The organism is Streptomyces sp. NPDC033180 (assembly GCF_055577645.1).
In genome coordinates this window covers 473,538-489,815 of the sequence record NZ_JBVIPU010000002.1, presented here as the reverse complement: position 1 = coordinate 489,815, position 16,278 = coordinate 473,538, and the positions used below count along the sequence as shown (strand labels likewise).

The 16,278-nt window shown below is 70.9% G+C and carries 19 protein-coding genes and 1 pseudogene; 15 read left to right on the top strand and 5 right to left on the bottom strand.

The window, feature by feature from the left end:
* Positions 1–22: 22 nt before the first annotated feature.
* Positions 23–1,159, top strand: coding sequence for an FAD-dependent oxidoreductase (locus tag ACZ5WE_RS08885; RefSeq protein WP_467684354.1), 1,137 nt, complete (start codon positions 23–25; stop codon positions 1,157–1,159).
* Here ACZ5WE_RS08885 and ACZ5WE_RS08880 read toward each other — a convergent pair.
* Positions 1,156–1,941: an SAM-dependent methyltransferase gene (locus ACZ5WE_RS08880; RefSeq protein WP_467684356.1), complete on the bottom strand. Its 786-nt coding sequence runs from the start codon at positions 1,939–1,941 to the stop codon at positions 1,156–1,158. The genes ACZ5WE_RS08885 and ACZ5WE_RS08880 overlap by 4 nt on opposite strands.
* Positions 1,942–2,652: 711 nt before the next feature.
* Positions 2,653–3,504: a LysR family transcriptional regulator gene (locus tag ACZ5WE_RS08875; RefSeq protein WP_467684357.1), complete on the bottom strand. Its 852-nt coding sequence runs from the start codon at positions 3,502–3,504 to the stop codon at positions 2,653–2,655.
* A 103-nt stretch (positions 3,505–3,607) separates the two neighbouring features.
* Between ACZ5WE_RS08875 and ACZ5WE_RS08870 the strand changes: the two genes are divergently transcribed.
* From ACZ5WE_RS08870 to ACZ5WE_RS08835, 8 genes are all read left to right on the top strand, one after another.
* Positions 3,608–4,414: an EamA family transporter gene (locus ACZ5WE_RS08870; RefSeq protein WP_467684359.1), complete on the top strand. Its 807-nt coding sequence runs from the start codon at positions 3,608–3,610 to the stop codon at positions 4,412–4,414.
* Between the two features lie 143 nt (positions 4,415–4,557).
* Positions 4,558–5,529, top strand: a complete 972-nt coding sequence (locus tag ACZ5WE_RS08865) for a DMT family transporter (protein WP_467684361.1) — start codon at positions 4,558–4,560, stop codon at positions 5,527–5,529.
* Complete coding sequence (locus ACZ5WE_RS08860; protein WP_467684363.1) at positions 5,522–5,740, top strand: hypothetical protein; 219 nt, start codon at positions 5,522–5,524, stop codon at positions 5,738–5,740. The genes ACZ5WE_RS08865 and ACZ5WE_RS08860 overlap by 8 nt, the downstream gene beginning before the upstream one ends.
* Positions 5,741–5,953: 213 nt before the next feature.
* Entirely contained in the window at positions 5,954–6,457 is a 504-nt protein-coding gene (locus ACZ5WE_RS08855) for a methylated-DNA--[protein]-cysteine S-methyltransferase (RefSeq protein ID WP_467684365.1), read from the top strand.
* 28 nt (positions 6,458–6,485) lie between these two features.
* A complete protein-coding gene (locus ACZ5WE_RS08850; RefSeq protein ID WP_467684366.1) occupies positions 6,486–7,220 on the top strand; it encodes a 2OG-Fe(II) oxygenase in 735 nt (244 codons plus the stop codon).
* Positions 7,221–7,300: 80 nt separating this feature from the next.
* Positions 7,301–7,522 (top strand): Ada metal-binding domain-containing protein, encoded by a 222-nt coding sequence (locus tag ACZ5WE_RS08845; RefSeq protein ID WP_467684368.1) that lies wholly within the window; start codon positions 7,301–7,303, stop codon positions 7,520–7,522.
* Positions 7,519–8,082, top strand: a complete 564-nt coding sequence (locus ACZ5WE_RS08840) for a type 1 periplasmic-binding domain-containing protein (RefSeq protein ID WP_467684370.1) — start codon at positions 7,519–7,521, stop codon at positions 8,080–8,082. Before ACZ5WE_RS08845 ends, ACZ5WE_RS08840 begins: the two co-directional genes overlap by 4 nt.
* On the top strand, positions 8,079–8,744 hold the full coding sequence (locus ACZ5WE_RS08835; RefSeq protein WP_467684371.1) for an alpha-ketoglutarate-dependent dioxygenase AlkB family protein: 666 nt from the start codon (positions 8,079–8,081) through the stop codon (positions 8,742–8,744). The genes ACZ5WE_RS08840 and ACZ5WE_RS08835 overlap by 4 nt, the downstream gene beginning before the upstream one ends.
* A 10-nt stretch (positions 8,745–8,754) precedes the next feature.
* On the opposite strand, the gene ACZ5WE_RS08830 is transcribed toward ACZ5WE_RS08835, so the two are convergent.
* Together ACZ5WE_RS08830 and ACZ5WE_RS08825 are read right to left on the bottom strand one after the other, a co-directional pair.
* Positions 8,755–9,375, bottom strand: a complete 621-nt coding sequence (locus ACZ5WE_RS08830; protein ID WP_367038942.1) for an L-threonylcarbamoyladenylate synthase — start codon at positions 9,373–9,375, stop codon at positions 8,755–8,757.
* A gap of 67 nt (positions 9,376–9,442) precedes the next feature.
* On the bottom strand, positions 9,443–10,201 hold the full coding sequence (locus ACZ5WE_RS08825; RefSeq protein ID WP_467684373.1) for a PP2C family protein-serine/threonine phosphatase: 759 nt from the start codon (positions 10,199–10,201) through the stop codon (positions 9,443–9,445).
* A gap of 177 nt (positions 10,202–10,378) precedes the next feature.
* On the opposite strand from ACZ5WE_RS08825, the gene ACZ5WE_RS08820 reads away from it, so the two are divergent.
* Positions 10,379–11,335, top strand: coding sequence for a helix-turn-helix transcriptional regulator (locus ACZ5WE_RS08820; RefSeq protein ID WP_467684375.1), 957 nt, complete (start codon positions 10,379–10,381; stop codon positions 11,333–11,335).
* Positions 11,336–11,429: 94 nt separating this feature from the next.
* A pseudogene (locus ACZ5WE_RS08815) lies at positions 11,430–12,101 on the top strand (dioxygenase family protein); the annotation flags it as partial.
* Positions 12,102–12,367: 266 nt separating this feature from the next.
* Here ACZ5WE_RS08815 and ACZ5WE_RS08810 read toward each other — a convergent pair.
* Positions 12,368–12,706 carry a TIGR04222 domain-containing membrane protein gene (locus tag ACZ5WE_RS08810; protein ID WP_467684377.1) on the bottom strand — a complete coding sequence of 113 codons (339 nt, stop codon included), beginning with the start codon at positions 12,704–12,706 and terminating at the stop codon, positions 12,368–12,370.
* Between the two features lie 144 nt (positions 12,707–12,850).
* On the opposite strand from ACZ5WE_RS08810, the gene ACZ5WE_RS08805 reads away from it, so the two are divergent.
* The 4 genes from ACZ5WE_RS08805 to ACZ5WE_RS08790 all read left to right on the top strand — a co-directional run bounded on the left by ACZ5WE_RS08805 (position 12,851) and on the right by ACZ5WE_RS08790 (position 16,186).
* Complete coding sequence (locus tag ACZ5WE_RS08805; RefSeq protein ID WP_467684379.1) at positions 12,851–13,417, top strand: hypothetical protein; 567 nt, start codon at positions 12,851–12,853, stop codon at positions 13,415–13,417.
* A gap of 130 nt (positions 13,418–13,547) precedes the next feature.
* Positions 13,548–14,531, top strand: a complete 984-nt coding sequence (locus ACZ5WE_RS08800; protein WP_467684381.1) for an ArsR/SmtB family transcription factor — start codon at positions 13,548–13,550, stop codon at positions 14,529–14,531.
* A gap of 188 nt (positions 14,532–14,719) precedes the next feature.
* Positions 14,720–15,400, top strand: coding sequence for a peptidoglycan-binding domain-containing protein (locus tag ACZ5WE_RS08795; RefSeq protein WP_467684383.1), 681 nt, complete (start codon positions 14,720–14,722; stop codon positions 15,398–15,400).
* Positions 15,401–15,475: 75 nt separating this feature from the next.
* Positions 15,476–16,186: a C39 family peptidase gene (locus ACZ5WE_RS08790; RefSeq protein ID WP_467684385.1), complete on the top strand. Its 711-nt coding sequence runs from the start codon at positions 15,476–15,478 to the stop codon at positions 16,184–16,186.
* Positions 16,187–16,278: the final 92 nt, after the last annotated feature.

Sequence of the window (16,278 nt, the reverse complement as noted above, 5' to 3'; positions counted from 1 at the left end):
GACCCCACCAAGGAGCATCGCCATGACCACGCATCACCCCGTCGCCATCGTGGGCGCCGGACTCGGAGGCCTCACCCTCGCCCGCGTCCTGCACGTCCACGGCATCGAGGCCGCCCTGTTCGACCTGGAGGCCTCACCGGCCGCCCGCGGGCAGGGCGGCATGCTCGACATCCATGAGGAATCCGGGCAGGCCGCTCTGCGCGCCGCCGATCTGTACGAGGAGTTCCGCGCGCTCATCCACCCCGGTGGCGAGGCGATGCGCGTCCTCGACAAGGACGCCGTGGTCCGCATGGAGGAGGAAGACGACGGCAACGGCGGCCGCCCCGAGGTCGAGCGCGGCCAACTGCGCGATCTCCTGCTCGGTTCGCTGCCCGACGGCGCCGTGCACTGGGGCGCGAAGATCACCGGGGCGCGTGCGCTCGGTGGCGCTCGCCACGAGGTGACCCTCGCCGACGGCTCCGCCTTCACCACCGACCTGCTGATCGGCGCCGACGGGGCCTGGTCCCGGATCCGCCCGCTCGTCTCGGCCGCCACTCCCGTCTACGCCGGCCTCTCCTTCGTCGAGGCGGACCTCGTCGACGCCGACGTACGCCACCCGGACAGTGCCGCCGTCGTGGGCGGCGGAATGCTCTTCGCGCTCGGCGAGGGCAAGGGCTTCCTCGCCCACCGCGAGTCCGACGGCAGCTTGCACATCTACACCGCGCTGAAGGCCACCGAGGACTGGATCTCGACCGTCGACTTCACCGCCGACGACACCGGCCCGGCCAAGGCCGCCGTACTGGAGCACTTCGCCGACTGGGACGAGAGCCTGCAGGCGCTGGTCGCCGACGCCGACGGCCCGCTGATCCCCCGCCGGATCCACGTCCTGCCGATCGGCCACCGCTGGGACCGGGTCCCGGGCGTCACGCTGATCGGCGACGCGGCGCACCTCATGTCACCTTTCGCGGGGGAGGGCGCCAACCTCGCCATGTTCGACGGAGCCGAACTCGCGGCTGCCATTGACGCGCATCCCGGGGACACTGAAGCGGCGCTCGCCGCCTACGAAGAGGCGCTGTTCCCGCGCAGCGAGAAGGCCGCCGCCGAGTCCGCCGACAGCCTCGTCCGCTGCTTCCGCGACGACGCGCCGCAGGGCCTGCTCGATCTGTTCGCCGGCAACTAGGGGATGCGCGCCACAGCCGCGTAGATCCCGCTGTCCTCCGCCTGTGGCCGCGCGGTGTCCTTGAACCACTCCGGAGCCGTCACCAGGCCCGGGTCGACGAGGTCGAGTCCGTCGAAGAAGCGGCCGACCTCGGTACGGGTCCGGAAGCCGAGCTTGATGCCGCCCTTCGCGTACTCGGCGGTGACCTGCTCGGCCAGCTCGGGGAAGATGTCGGACGAGGCGTGCGAGAGCACCAGGTGGCTGCCGGAGGGCAGGGCGCCCACCAGCCTGTTCACGATGCCGTACGGGTCCTGGTCGTCGGGCAGGAAGTGCATGAGCGCGATGAGGGAGAGGGCGATCGGGCGGCCGAAGTCGAGGAGGCCGCGGGCGTGTTCGAGGATCTCCAGGGGTTCGCGGACGTCCGCCTGGATGTAGTCGGTCATCCCCTCGGGGCTGCTGACGAGGAGTGCCTCCGCGTGGCGCAGCACGATGGGGTCGTTGTCGGTGTAGACGACCCGCGCCGACGGAGATATGTCCTGGACGATCTGGTGCAGGTTCGGCGCGGTGGGGATGCCGGTGCCGATGTCGAGGAACTGGTCCACGCCCTGGGCGGCGAGCCAGGCGGTCGCGCGGTGCATGAACGCGCGGTTCTGCCGTGCGGCGTCCTTCGCCTCGAGCGGCAGCGCCTCGCCCACGGCCTCGTCGACGGGGTAGTTGTCCTTGCCGCCGAGCAGCCAGTCATAGACGCGCGCGGGATGCGGCTTGCTGGTGTCGATCGTCGGCCTGGGCGCACCTGCTGTCATGACTACTCCGTTGCTGCTGCGAGACGCTTGGATCGCCGCAGTCTGCCACAGCAACACCACCTTGAGCAGGGGGTGTTGGTTCGGGTGTGCGAGGGCGACGAATCAGTCACACCCCGTCCGACCGGCCGTGCCGATCGCGCCAGTCCTCCTGTCGGTTCAGTCGTCACGGCTCTTCTCCGCCACCTCCGCCGCCCCTTCGCGCGAGCCCGCCAGGGCCGTGTGAAATTCCATTGGTTCCCGCACCACCGGCAATACCGCACGCGTTTCCCGTGGACACGGGCGAACTGGTCGGCCACCTCCTCTGGTTCGGCCAGGTCGACCCGGCCCGGGAGATACTCGGCGCCGCCGAGCGGGGCGGCACCGGCACCGAGGCCTGCGGACAGCCGGACGGGAAGTCCTCGCGCCGGCTCGACTGCCTCCGGTCCTGGATGGCGTACGAACATCCCGGGCTTCCCGGCTCCGTGCGCGCCCGCGCCCGGCAGGGGGAAGCCGAGCGGTGTGTGCGCACCCCCGCGCGCAGTCCCCATCAGCGGGCGGCCACCCTGATGAGGGCCGTGCGCCGCCGGGCGCACCTACGCCGCGCTCGACGACTTCCACACATGCGGCGACCTCATGACCCGCTGGGGGTTCGACCTGCCCGCCCGTGTGCCAGGGCGGACGGACGCGGCCGAGGCGCATCTGCTGCAGCTCGGCACGGACGGTCCGCCCGCCTCACTTGCGGTAGAGATCGGTCAGGAGCGCCACGGCGGCGTGCGTCACCGGATGGGGGTCGTGGCGGCGCCAGATGAGACGGACGGCGATGGGGTCGGCGTCGCGCAGCGGGCGGAACACGACGCCGTCGCGGCGGTACTGGTTGGCGGTGCTCTCCGGAGTGAGGCCGACGCAGCGGCCCGACGCGATGATGGCCAGCCAGTCGTCGATGTCCTGGGTGTACTCCACTGGGGGGCGGGCCTCTTCGGGCCACAGCTCGGCGGTGGTGGTGCCGGTGCGCCGGTCGATGAGGAGCGTGCGGTCCCGTATGTCGGCCAGGGGGATGGAGCGCCGCTTGGCCCACGGGTCATCACTGGCCAGGGCACAGAAGCGGCGCTCGTGACCGACGACGGCACTGGCGAAACGGGTCTCGTCGAAGGCGGTGCGGACGACGGCGAGGTCGCACAGGCCCTCGGCGAGGCCGCCGGTCGCGGAGTTCGTCCGGATCAGGTACAGCTCGACGTCGGGGTGTCCGGCGGCCCAACGGCGCTGGAACTCCGCCGTATGCCGGCCCATCGCCGACCAGGCGTGGCCGATGCGCAGCCGGGTGTGTCCGGTGGTCGCCTCGCGGATGAGGTCGTCGGCCTCCGCGAGCAGGTGCCGGGCCCGGGCGAGCACCTGCACCCCCGCCGTCGTGGGCGTGATGCTCCGGCTGGTGCGGTGCAGCAGGCGCACCCCGAGCACTGCCTCGAGTCCGCCGAGGGTGCGGGAGACCGCCGCTTGGGAGACACCCAACTCGGCGGCGGCATCGGTGAAACCGCCGGTGTCGACGATGGCGACCAGGCAGCGCAGATGCCGCAGTTCCAGATCCATCGCCTCAGTGTATGGATGACCGGAGCACTTGGATAACCAGAGCGTATGGATGGGCGCTCGCATGCATTTCTCGTATGTGCGCGCGTGACGCATCCTGCGGTGCATGCGAACGTCCCAGAGCCAAGCCGTGCCCGCCGCCGTCCGGGGCGCCCCGGAGTCTGCCGGTGATCCGGCGCGGAGTTCCCGAGGCAGCCTCTCGGGCATGGTGATGATGTTCGGCAGTGGCTTGTGTAACCAAGTCGGCGCTGCCACAGGCGCCTTGGCGTTCGGCGTCATCGGTCCCGCGGGTGTCGTGGCCGTACGGCAATGGGTCGCGGGAGCCGTGCTCCTGACGGTGGGCAGGCCCAAAGTGCGCGCCTTCACCTGGCGACAGTGGTGGCCGCTGTTGTGCCTGGCGGCGGTCTTCGCAACCATGAATCTCTCCCTGTACTCCGCGATCGACCGCGTGGGCCTCGGCCTCGCCGTGACCCTGGAGTTCCTGGGCCCGCTGACGGTCGCGCTTGCCGCCTCCCGCCGTGCGGTGGACCTCGGCTGCGCTGTCGTGGCGGGGGCCGCGGTGGTCGCGCTGGCCCGCCCGCAGCCCAGTACGGACTACGTCGGCATCGCGCTCGGTCTGCTCGCCGCGGCCTGCTGGGCCTCGTACATCCTGCTCAACCGCACGGTCGGAGCCCGCATCCCGGGCGTCGAGGGGTCGGCCGCCGCCGGGATCCTCTCCTCCGCGGTCCCGTTCCTCGCCGACCTGCTCGCCCTGCGCCGGGTCGACGCCCGCTTCTTCGGAATCTTCATGAGCGTCAATCCGGTCCTCGCGGCCCTGGTGGGCATGGTCGTCCTGGGCCAGTCCCTGGACTGGCTGGAGTGGCTGGCCATCGCCGCGATCGTGACGGCGAACGGGGTGAGCGTCCTGAAGTAGCCCTAGCGGATGTAGCTGAGCTTAACGAAGGTTCAAAACTCTTTGCTTGTCCTTTCAGGTCGGCGACGGCATCGTTCACTGACAACGGCCCGATGGCCACAGTGCGGCGAACCAGGCGAACCAGGCGAACAAGGAGAGCAACTGTGAACGGCGTCCCCGGGGGAACGTGGGCAGCGGCAAGGGTGGGCGTACTCGCCCTCCTCTGGGGATCGACCTTCCTGTGGATCAAACTGGCCCTGGAGGGACTGTCTCCCGTGCAGGTCACCCTCCTGCGCTGCGCACTCGGGGCGGCGACTCTGACGGTCCTGCTCGTCATCGCGCGCGGTCGCCTTCCACGGGGCCGCGCGACGTGGAAGCACATCTTCGTCGCCGCCTTCTTCTGCAACGCCCTGCCCTTCGGGCTCTTCAGCGTCGGGCAGCAGACGGTCGACTCCGGGGTGGCGGGCGCGCTGAACGCCACGACGCCGCTGTGGTCCGTCCTGATCGGCCTCGCCATCGGCACGGAACGAGGCCTTCGCCCCGTCCGCCTCGCCGGGCTCCTCCTCGGTTTCGCGGGCACGTCACTGATCTTCGCCCCGTGGCAGCAGTCAGGGCTGACGAGTTGGGGCGCCCTCGCGATCGTGGGGGCGGCGGCGAGCTACGCCGTCGGCTTCACGTACATGGGGCATCACCTCGTCGGGAAGGGCACGCCCACCCTGTCCCTCTCCGCCGCCCAACTCATGGCGGCGACGGGCCTGACGACGCTGGCCCTGCCGGTCGGCGGCCTGGAGACGGTCCACGTCGCCCCCACGACCCTGGTCGCCGTCACCATCCTGGGGATCTTCGCCACGGGCATCACTTTCCACCTCACCTACCGGATCATTGCCGACGAGGGCGCGACCAACGCCGCGACCGTCGGGTATCTGCTGCCGGTGGTGTCCGTGGCACTGGGCGCCATCGTGCTCGACGAGGCCTTCAGCTTCCGGGTGGCCGCGGGGATGATGGTCGTACTCGTCGGAGTGGGCATGACGCGCAGGCGGCAGCGAACCCCGGTTGCACCGCCGAAGGAGATCCCGGAAGTCTCGGGTCGCCCGGCTGGTGCGGGGCTTCGGTGGGTAGATTCCCCGCATGACTGACGCCGTGGACGCCGACGAACTGCTCCGCCGCATCCAGCGAGCCCGGGCCTGGGCCCAGCAGGAGGAGCGGCACTGGAAGACGCAGTCCGACACATCGAAGACGGACGACCCGAACGAAGCGCTGGGAGCGGAGATCTTCGCCTCCGCGTACGAAGCGGTCCGAAAGGTCCTGGACGAGGTCATCGAGCCGGGGATCAACGATCGCGACTAGGGCGTGTCCGGTGGGTGCGCGAAGGTCCCTCTGGCCTCGGGTGGTAGCAGTCGCCAACATCTGCCGCCAGGCTCCGTGCGGCAGGGGCGACGCAGCCGGGTGCGGGCGGGCAGCCGCGATACCTCAGCGCGATGTCCGATTCCCGCCAGCATCCGGGCTCGCGCCATCGCACTGTTGGAGGTGGAAGCAGAGCAAGGAAAAGGGAGTCACCCCATGACCGTCCACACCACCGTCAACAGCCCGCTCGGGCCGCTGCTGCTCGTGGGCGAGCCCACGCCGGACGGCGTCACGCTGACGTCACTGTCCATGCCCGGGCAGAGGAACGCAGCCGCCGTGCATGGTAGTTGGACCCACGAGCCCGACCGCTTCGTGGACACCGCAGGCCAGCTGGCCGCCTACTTCACCGGTGAACTCACCGCTTTCGACATCGAGTTCACCCCGAGCGGTACGGACTTCCAGCGGCGCGTCTGGAGCGCCCTGGAGGAGATCCCGTACGGCACGTCGACCACGTACGGCGAGCTCGCGGCGTGTATCGGCGTGGACCGCGGGCGGGTCCAGGCCCTGGGCGCCGCGATCGGCGCCAATCCGTTGCTGGTGGTGCGCCCGTGCCACCGCGTGATCGGCGCCGACGGCTCCATGCGCGGCTACGCGGGCGGAGTGGAGCGCAAGGTCCACCTCCTCACCCACGAGGGCGCCCTGCAGCCCACCCTCGTCTGACCCGCACGACCGCGAAGGACCTCTCATCATGATCGACACCGCTCACCCGGCGGGCGCCCGCGTCGGCGAACGCGTCGCGGCGGAGGACTGGGACGCACTCGCCGCCGAGCTCGACGAGCACGGCCACGCCCTCACCGGCCAACTCCTCACCCCCGAAACCTGCCGCGACATCGCCGCCCTGTACGACGAGACCGACCGCTTCCGCAGCACCATCGACATGGCCCGTTACCGCTTCGGCTCCGGCCAGTACCGCTACTTCACCCATGAACTGCCCGAGGTTGTACGCGAGTTGCGCGAGTCGTTCTACCCCCGCCTGCTGCCCATCGCCCGCGACTGGGCCGCAAGGCTCGGCAAGCCCGCTCCCTGGCCCGACAGCCTGGGGGAGTGGGTGGAGATGTGCCACGCGGCCGGGCAGGCCAAGTCCGCCCAGATCCTGCTCCGTTACGGACCCGGTGACTGGAACGCCCTGCACCGCGATGTCTTCGGCGACATGCTCTTCCCGCTCCAGGTCGTCATCGGGCTCGACGTCCCGGGAGCCGACTTCACCGGCGGCGAGTTCATCATGACCGAGCAGCGCCCCCGCGCCCAGTCGCGCGGATCGTCCACCACTGTGCCGCAAGGTCATGGTCTCGTCTTCACGACGCGCGACCGGCCCGTGGCCTCCAAGCGCGGCTGGTCGACCGGACCGATGCGGCACGGCGTGAGCACTGTCCGCTCCGGGCGCCGGCACACACTCGGCCTGGTCTTCCACGACGCGGCGTGAGCCCTTCCCCGGCCGGGGGGCCGGGCCGTCCGCGTACGTACACGCTGTGCGGCCCGGACGGAAAGCCCTACCCAAGTGACATGCCGGGCACGCTCGGCGGCCACCGTCGCGGGCGCCTGTACGGCCGCCTCGACTGCCCCTCCGCGCTGCGGGCCGTCGTCCGCGGCCCCTACGCCGCCCACCGGGTGTTCTTCGCCGACGAGGCCACCGCCGTCACGGCCGGATACCGTCCCTGTGCGGTCTGCCTGCCCGCTCAGTACGCTCGCTGGAAAGCAGACCCAGAAAGCACCGGCACACCATGAGCATCCTCAAGGAACGGGCCTCCTCCCGCTCGCCCCTCATCGGCGCCGCCGAGGCGGCCGCCCACGCGGACCTGCCCGTCCCCGCCGCACACACCGAAGCCGAACTCGCAGCTCTCGTCGGCCTGTTGACCTTCCCCAAGGCGCGCATCGAGACCGTCACCATCGGCCACAGCCGCGACCCGGCCTCCCGCGCCGCCGCCGAAGCCTTCGCCGCCGTGTGGACGGCGCGCGGCGGCACGGTCCTCACCACGGTGAGCTGGCCCGAGACCGCCGCGTCCTGGCTGCGCCCCGCGCACCGGCTGACCGCGGAGATCCCCGACGCCTGGGTCATGGCCGCGGCGCCGCTCGGCCTCGCCCAGCTGGCCCGGCGCCTGCGCCACTCCACCGACTGGGACCCGGCCCGCACCTACGCCTTCGCCTCCCTCCAGGACTCCCGCGTCCCCGCACTCGCCGGCGACGACGTCCTGCACGGCCTGCGTGGCGCCACCGCCGACGGCGCCACCTGGGACGTACGCCACCGCTGGGTCACCACCTACCTGGCCGCCGAGGGGACCTCGTGAGCGCCCTGATCCCCCGCCCCACCAGAGAGGTCGCCCCCGGCGCCGTACACGTGCCGGAGTGGCTCACCCCGGACCAGCAGCGCGAACTCGTCACGGCGTGCCGCGAGTGGGCCACAGGGCCGGTGCCGATCCGCCACACCGAGCTGCCGCGTGGAGGCGTCATGTCCGTGCAGACGGTGTGCGTGGGCTGGCACTGGCAGCCGTACCGGTACACGCGCACCGCCGGAGACGTGAACGGCCGCCGGGTCGCCGCGTTCCCGGACTGGATGGTCGACCTCGGCCGCCGGGCACTCACCGCGGCGTACGGCGACGGCGACCCGTCGGCCGCGGCCGACTACACCCCGGACACGGCGCTGGTCAACTTCTATGACGGGCAGGCCAGGATGGGCATGCACCAGGACAAGGACGAGCGGTCATCCGCCCCGGTGGTCTCCCTGTCCATCGGCGACACCTGCGTATTCCGCGTGGGCAACACGGAGACCCGCACCAAGCCCTACACCGACATCGAACTGGCCTCCGGCGACCTGTTCGTCTTCGGCGGCCCCTCGCGCTACGTCTTCCACGGCGTGCCCAAGGTCCACGAAGGCACCGCGGACCCCGCAACCGGACTGACATCGGGGCGCCTGAACATCACGATGCGGGTCACCGGCCTCACGGGCTGACCCCCGGCGGCTACTCGAACCGCGAGGTGTCGCCCGCCCCTCGGCGCACGATCTCGGCCTCGCCGCCGGAGAAGTCGATGACCGTGGTCGGGCTCGTGCCACAGTCGCCCGAGTCGACCACGGCGTCCACCACGTGGTCGAGGCGTTCCTTGATCTCCCAGCCCTGGGTCAGCGGCTCCTCCTCGTCGGGCAGGAGCAGGGTGCTGGAGAGCAGCGGCTCACCGAGCTCGGTGAGCAGGGCCTGCGTGACGACGTGATCGGGGATCCGGACACCGACCGTCTTCTTCTTCGGGTGCAGAAGCTGGCGCGGCACCTCCTTCGTCGCGGGCAGGATGAAGGTGTAACTGCCCGGCGTGGCCGCCTTGATCGCACGGAACACGTCGTTGTCGACGTGCACGAACTGCCCGAGCTGCGCGAAGTTCTCGCACACCAGGGTGAAGTGGTGGCGATCGTCGAGGTTCCGGATCTTCCGGATCCGGTCGAGGCCGTCGCGGTTGCCCAGCTGGCAGCCGAGCGCGAAACAGGAGTCCGTCGGATACGCGATCAGCGCACCGGAGCGGATGCTGTCGGCCACGGTGCTGATGCTCCGCTGCTGGGGATTCTCGGGGTGCACGTCAAAATACTTCGCCATCCGCCGAGCGTACGGGATCGCATCAACGGACCCCCGCTTCTCACCGGGCACAGCCGAACCACGCGGGTCAGTCCTCGTCGACGACCGTGATCAGCGCGAGCGTGATGTTGTCGGGGCCGCCGGCCTCGATCGCGGCCTTCCACAGTTCGAAGACCGCACGGCCGCCGTCGTGGGACGCGAGCAGCTCGTCGAGAGTGTCCTCGGGCACGGGGTCGGTCAGGCCGTCACTGCACACCAAGAAGCGTTCACCCCCGACCAGCGGCAACGTGCTGACGTGCGGAGTGATCGCGCTGAACCGGAGCGCGCCGCCGAGCGCCTGCGTGACGATCGACGTGGTGCGACGGCCGGGCGCGGGCGGCGGGCTGTCGTCGACGCTCACCTGGCGGAGCGTGCCGCCGGCGCCGCTGCGGCTCACGTCGAGCACTCTGCTGTCGCCGACGTTGAACACCAGAAGCTCTTTCCCGAGGAGCACGACACCCGCGACCGTCGTCCCCATGGTCGTCAGCTCCGGATCCTGCTCGGCGGCCGCGTACACGGCGTGATTGCAGGCGTTCAGCGCGTCATGAACGGCCTGCTCGCTGTCAAGGGACGGCCCGATCGACGCCAGCTGCCGTACGACGAGGCCGCTGGCCACCTCGCCGCCCGGCTGACCGCCGATACCGTCGGCGACCGCGACGACGAGGGGGTTGCCGAGCGGGAAGCCCAGGGTCTGCGGGTTCTCGGTCATCGTTCCGCACAGCGTCCATGGGCCGACGGCCAGGCTGTCCTCGTTGTGATCGCGTACGAGTCCGGGGTGGCTCAGCGCGGTGACTGTTATGTACGGCATCCGTGGGCCGCCTCTCCGCAACGGCGGGCGTGTTCCGCACCACCATTGTCACGCCGGGAGCCGCTCCCGGCTCAGCGGCGGAGCGTGGCCGCCCTCTGCCCGCCGGTGACCGCGCGTGCCAAGGTGAGGGAGTCAGCTGGTCTGGACCAGCCTCCGGTCGTGGTGAGGAGCGTACGCATGCGTGGCACGACGGTACTGCCCGGCGAGGGGAACAGCGGTCTACCCGGCGAGGAGGGCATGCCGACGCATCGCCTGGAAGTTCCCATGCCCAACGCGCTGCCCTTCGCCATCGGCACCTTCGACACCATCGGGCCGATGTCGCGTGCGGCATTCCCGCACCGGCACACCTTCCACGAGATCGTCCACGTCACCGGCGGGACCGGCAGACACGTCGTCGATCTCGCCCGCTTCGCGCTGCGTCCGCCGAACCTGTGCTTCATCGCCCCCGGACAGGTCCACCACTGGGAGAACGTCACCGGTCTCGAGGGGAGCGTCATCCTCTTCACCGACGACTTCCTCCTGGACCACCCCGCGGACCGCCACGCACTGCGAGGGCTCGGGGCGCGCTCGTGGCTCGAATTACGCGACGACGCCGCCGACCGGACCGCGCGCCTCGTGGCCGAGCTCGACGGTGAGTACCGTGCGGGGGCCGACGGGTTCCACAGCGTGCTGCGGGCCCTGCTGCACGTCCTCGTGGTGCGGGCGGCGCGGCTGCCCGCACACCAAACGGCGGCGGCCCCGCCCGCCCCGCGCACGCGGTCCGGCTCCGTCGCCGCGGAATTCGTGACCCTGCTCGGCGCCCCCGAGGGCTCCCTGCGGTCCGTGCGCGCGTGCGCGCGGCACCTGGGCGTCTGCGAGAGCTACCTCAGCGAGGCCGTGAAGTCGTCCACCGGCCGCACGCCCGGCGAACTGATCCGGCAGACGCGGGTGCACGAGGCCAAACGCCTGCTTCTGCGCACGGAGTTGTCGGTCCGTCAGGTCGCGGCCCGGGTCGGCTTCGGGGACCCCGCCTACTTCTGTCGCTTCTTCCGCCGCGAGACCGGCGCGAGCCCCGGGGACTTCCGGCGCGGCGGTGGCGATATTCACCACGACCACCGACTTGAGTCCATCGCCCGCGCACGGCCCTCCGCATAGCTTCGGAGCCGATCCGGAACCCACCCCACCCCCTTCAGGAGGAGTGATGGAGCGCGAGATCGGCACGACCGGAGACGGCACGACCGGAGACGGCATGGGCGACGACGGCGCGGGCGACGACGGCGGGACCGGTCGGCCGGAGGGACGTCGCGACGGCGGTCCCAGCCGCAAGACCGTCCTGAGAGCGGCCGCCGCGGTGGGCATGTCCCTGCCCGTGGCCCTCATGGGTGTTCCCGCACTGGCCCGGACCGCCGGGGAGCGGGGCGTGGTGCCGGAGGCGACCCCGGCCTGCGACGACGGCGACGACCCGACGCCGCCGCAGATGGAGGGACCGTACTTCAAACCCAACTCGCCCCGGCGCACCTCGCTCCTCCAGCCCGGCACACCGGGCATACGACTCACTGTCACCGGCTACGTCTTCGGACGCGCCTGCCGGCCGACACCCCGGGTCCTGATGGACTTCTGGCAGGCCGACACCTACGGCACGTACGACAACACGGGGTTCCGCTTCAGGGGCCACCAATTCACCGACGCGAACGGGGCGTTCACGCTCACCACGATCGTGCCGGGCCTCTACCCGGGACGCACCCGGCACCTGCACGTCAAGGTGCAGGCTCCGGGACGCCCGGTCCTCACGACCCAGCTGTACTTCCCCGGCGAGCCGCGCAACAACACGGACCCGATCTTCGACGCCCGGCTTCTCATGAACGTACGCACTGTCCAAAACGCGAAGGAGGCGGACTTCGACTTCGTCCTGAACGTGCCGTAGCACGGGGCGACTTCAGTCGCCCCTGCCACCTCCGCCACCTCCGGCCCCTCCACAACCCGAGTCGGAGTGATCGGAGCCCGGGCCATGGTCCAGGGCGTTGCCCATGCGGATCATGGCCCGGCCGAGACCGGACGGAATCAACTGCGCCTCCATGACACCGCGTCGGACCGTCCCCTTCGGGAGCACCTCGGGACCGCCGCACACGTACACCGGGAGGCTCCCGTCCTGTTCAGCCGTCCGGAGCCGCAGCCTGCCGGCCCGCGTCAGCTGGTGCCGGCCCCGGGTCCCAGGCCCCAGTCGGCGAGCCGGTCGCCGATCTCCGCCACCTCCGGGGACTCCCGCAGGTCCGCGCACACGGATGCCGCGCTGCTGCTGTCCGGGCACGCCGTGAACAGGGCGAGCTCGACCGGATGCTCGGGCAACTCCCCGTCCACCGCGCGTATGCGCGAAGCCCTGAGCCTGAGCAGCCCCCGCTCGGCCATCGCGACCACCGCGCACTCCACCACCCGCCGCGGCCCACCCGCCAGATACGCGACGTCGTACACACCAAGGGCCCGCCGTGCTCCCGCCGCCGTCGTGGCCCGCCTGAAGTGCATCCGCATGCCCCCACCCCCTTCGGACACCGTGTCTTTCGGCTGTGGTGCCCGACGGCGGGAGCCCACACCCCTCTCCCTCACCGTTTCAGAGCAAAACTTGAGGGTTGCGGCCCCATTGGTGCGGCCAGGCTCCGCGGTCATCATGACGGCATGCGGGAAAACCAGGATGTCGATGCTGACGGCGCGAGCGGAGAGGTCCTCTGGCGTGCCGCGGACAGGGTTGCGCATCTGCGGCACCGGATGCTGCGCGCCGCGGTCACGGTCGGAGTGGGCCTCGGTGTCGTCGGGCTGCTGCTCGCCGCCGACGAACCCCTCGTCGCCACCGTGGTCACGGGCTGCCTACTGCTCGTCGGGCTGCCGGTGGCCCTTCACTGGGTGCGTGACAGCCGTTCCGTCGTCGAGGTGCACGTGGTCCCCGGCGATCGGTCGGCCTTGAGACTGCGGAGGGCCGTCGGGCGGACCGTGGAGCTCCCGGCGGCCTCGGTCAGCCGTGTGCACCTGGTGATCACGCCCTTTCAGGAGCCTGACACTCCTGGCGACGGGTCAGCCGTCCTGCACCTCCACTTCCGTCAGGGCCGCCGCTTGCGTTGCCGTTTCGCGGGGATGGACGCACGGAGGCGCGAACACTTCCGATCGGCCTGGAGCAGAGTGTGTCCCGACGCCTCCTTCACGACGAAAGTGCGGACCTGGCCGCTGCCGTCCGGTGACTATGACTGACGGGGGTACGCGGTTGCGGGGCCCGCAACCGCGTCGGCAGCCACGGGCGGCTTGACAGCAACTGCCCCGCGACGATCGCCTGGAGGCCTGACGCGCGGTGGCGAGGGGGCACACGGGGGAGAGGTGGACCATGTTGCGGGTGTACTTCACGGCCGAGGACCTGGCGCGGGTACGGGTCGCCTCGGGGCCTGACTTCCTCTGGGAGATCAGCAACAGCGTACAAACGCTGCAACGGCGGGACGGGGCAAGGGTGTTCGGGGAATGGCGGCGGTGGGCCAGGCCGCGTCTCTCGGACAGCTGCCGACTCCTTTCGCCCCTCCTGCCGCCGCACGGCTGCTCTCCGGACTTCCTCACCCCCGCCCATGGAGAAGGCGAGACGCTCCACGCGGCGGTCGACACCCTCGTGCGCACCCCCCTGCAGCGGTTGCGCACCGATCTGACGCGGGTGGCCGCATCGCGTCGGCTGCCGGGCTGGACGAAGTCGCTGGCGCAAGGCGACGCCGCCGCGCTCCGGCAGCTGGGGCAAGCGCTCCATACGTACCACTTGGAGGCGCTCGCACCGTTCTGGCCCCGCATCCACGCCCAGATCGACGCCGACCGCATCATCCGCCTGCACAGCCTCCTCGACGGCGGAACCGACGGGCTGCTAGCCGAGCTCGGGCCTCAACTGCGCTGGCGCCCACCGGTGTTGGAGGTCGACTATCCGGTCGATCAGGAGCTGCTTCTCGACGGGCGAGGCCTCACCCTGCAGCCCTCGTTCTTCTGCTGGCCCACACCCGTCACGCTTGCCGACGGCGCACTGCCGCCTGTCCTGGTCTATCCCATAGACCACGCCATGGACTGGACCCACGATCCCGCACCCGCCGACCGTCCGGACCACGGCGCCCTGGGGCCCCTCATCGGGCACACGCGCGCCGCCGTGCTCAGGGCGGCCCGCACCGGGTCGTCCACGGTCGAGCTCGCCCGCCTCCTGGCGGTCACCCACCCGGCCATCAGTCAGCACGTCAAGGTGCTGCGTACGGCGGGCCTGCTGACCACGGTCCGCAGAGCGGGGCGTTCGCTCCATGTCGCCACGGCGGAAGGACGCGCGCTGCTGCGCAGCTGCGGGTCGTAAGTCTGGGCTTTCATCGATTGCGTCTGGCATGGGCATGCAAGGAAGCTGGCCGGGCTGTTGCACACGCATCCCCCCACCGTGTTGCGTCCCAACACCCCGTCCTGCGCGCGCCGTTCAACGCGCGTCCATGTGTGAACTCCCGCGCGCGGCACGAGGGAACGCAACGACGACCCGAAGAAGGAGTGGCGTTGCGCACTACTCGTACCCTCACCCGCCGCGCGGCCGTGGCCGCCTCGCTCGCCGTCGCCGGCACTCTCTGCGCCGTGCCCGGCACCGCCCAGGCCTCCGCGCCGCCCACGGCCTCCGTGGCATCCTCCGGGCACGGCCTGAAGTGGTTCCAGGAGCGTCACGGCCTGCCACGAACCGGCTCGGTCGACAGTGCGACCGCCAGAGCCCTGCAGCAGGCGTCCGACGCCGAACTGCGGCAAACCTTCCGGACAGTTGCCGACCTCGGGCCCGAGGAACTCGCCAACGCACGCACCGTCATCGGGGTCGGCAAGGGCGCGCAGATCCCCGAACAGGGCCTGGTCATCGCACTGATGACCGCCATGCAGGAGTCGAAGTTCGTCAACTACCTGACGCCGGTGGACCACGACTCCCTGGGGATCTTCCAACAGCGCCCGAGCACCGGCTGGGGCACACCCGAGCAGATCACCGACGTCGCCACCTCCTCCAAGTCCTTCTACGGAGTGGCCCCCTTCGGCAGCAACCCGGGGCTCATCCAGATCGACGGCTGGCAGACCATGCCCCCGGGCGACGTCTGCCAGGCCGTCCAGGTCTCCGCCCATCCCGACCGCTACGCGCAGTGGGAGCAGTTCGCCCGCGACCTGCTCGCCCAGGAGGGGCCCACGGTCCCGCCGATTCCCTGATCCCGGCCGCCCCGGCCACTCAGCGTCCTACGCACCTCCCACCTCTCAACGCTGCACCTCACCCCAGGAGCCCGTATGCGCAAGAGACTTGTCTCCACAGCGATCGCCGTGGCAGCGGTCGGCGCCCTCGCCACCCCGGCCGCCGCCCGGGCGGAACCCGCACCCCCGCACAGCGTGTCCGTCCTCGGACACGGCTCGAAGGCCGGGACCGCGGTCGTCAGCGGACAGAACGAGCCCGGCACCCGGCTGCGCGTAGGCGGTGCGCGCACCAAGAGCGCGCACACGCTCCCGGTCGACTACCAGGTTCAGGAGACCGGCTACTGGTGCGGACCCGCCGCCACCCGCATCGCCCTGTCCGCACGGATCGCCCCGCCCGGCCAGGGTGCGCTGGCCGAGCAGCTCGGCACCACCGAGGCGGGCACCGATCACATCAGCCAGGTGACCGGCGTGCTCAACGCCAACCTCGGCACCGGCTGGTACGAGACCAAGGAGATGCCGAACGATCCGCCCACCCAGGCCCAGAAGGACCTGCTGTGGAACGACATCGTCCTGGACATCGGCAACAACTACCCGCTGGTGACCAACATCGTGGCCCCACCCGGCAACCAGCCGCCCGGCTATCCGCCGGACCAGACGATCTACCACTACTTCACGGTCATCGGCTACGACGACGCGAACCGCACCGTCCTGATCGCCGACCCCGCCTCCTTCGGCGGCAACCAGGTCTACTGGCTCTCCTTCGACCAGCTCGCCACCCTGATCCCGCCGAAGGGATACGCCGCCTGAGCAGTGAGCCCTGAGCAGTGAGCCCTGAGCAGTGCGTCGCCGGCTGTGGGCGGCGCCACCGACACATGCGCCACCCACAGCCCGCACGGTCG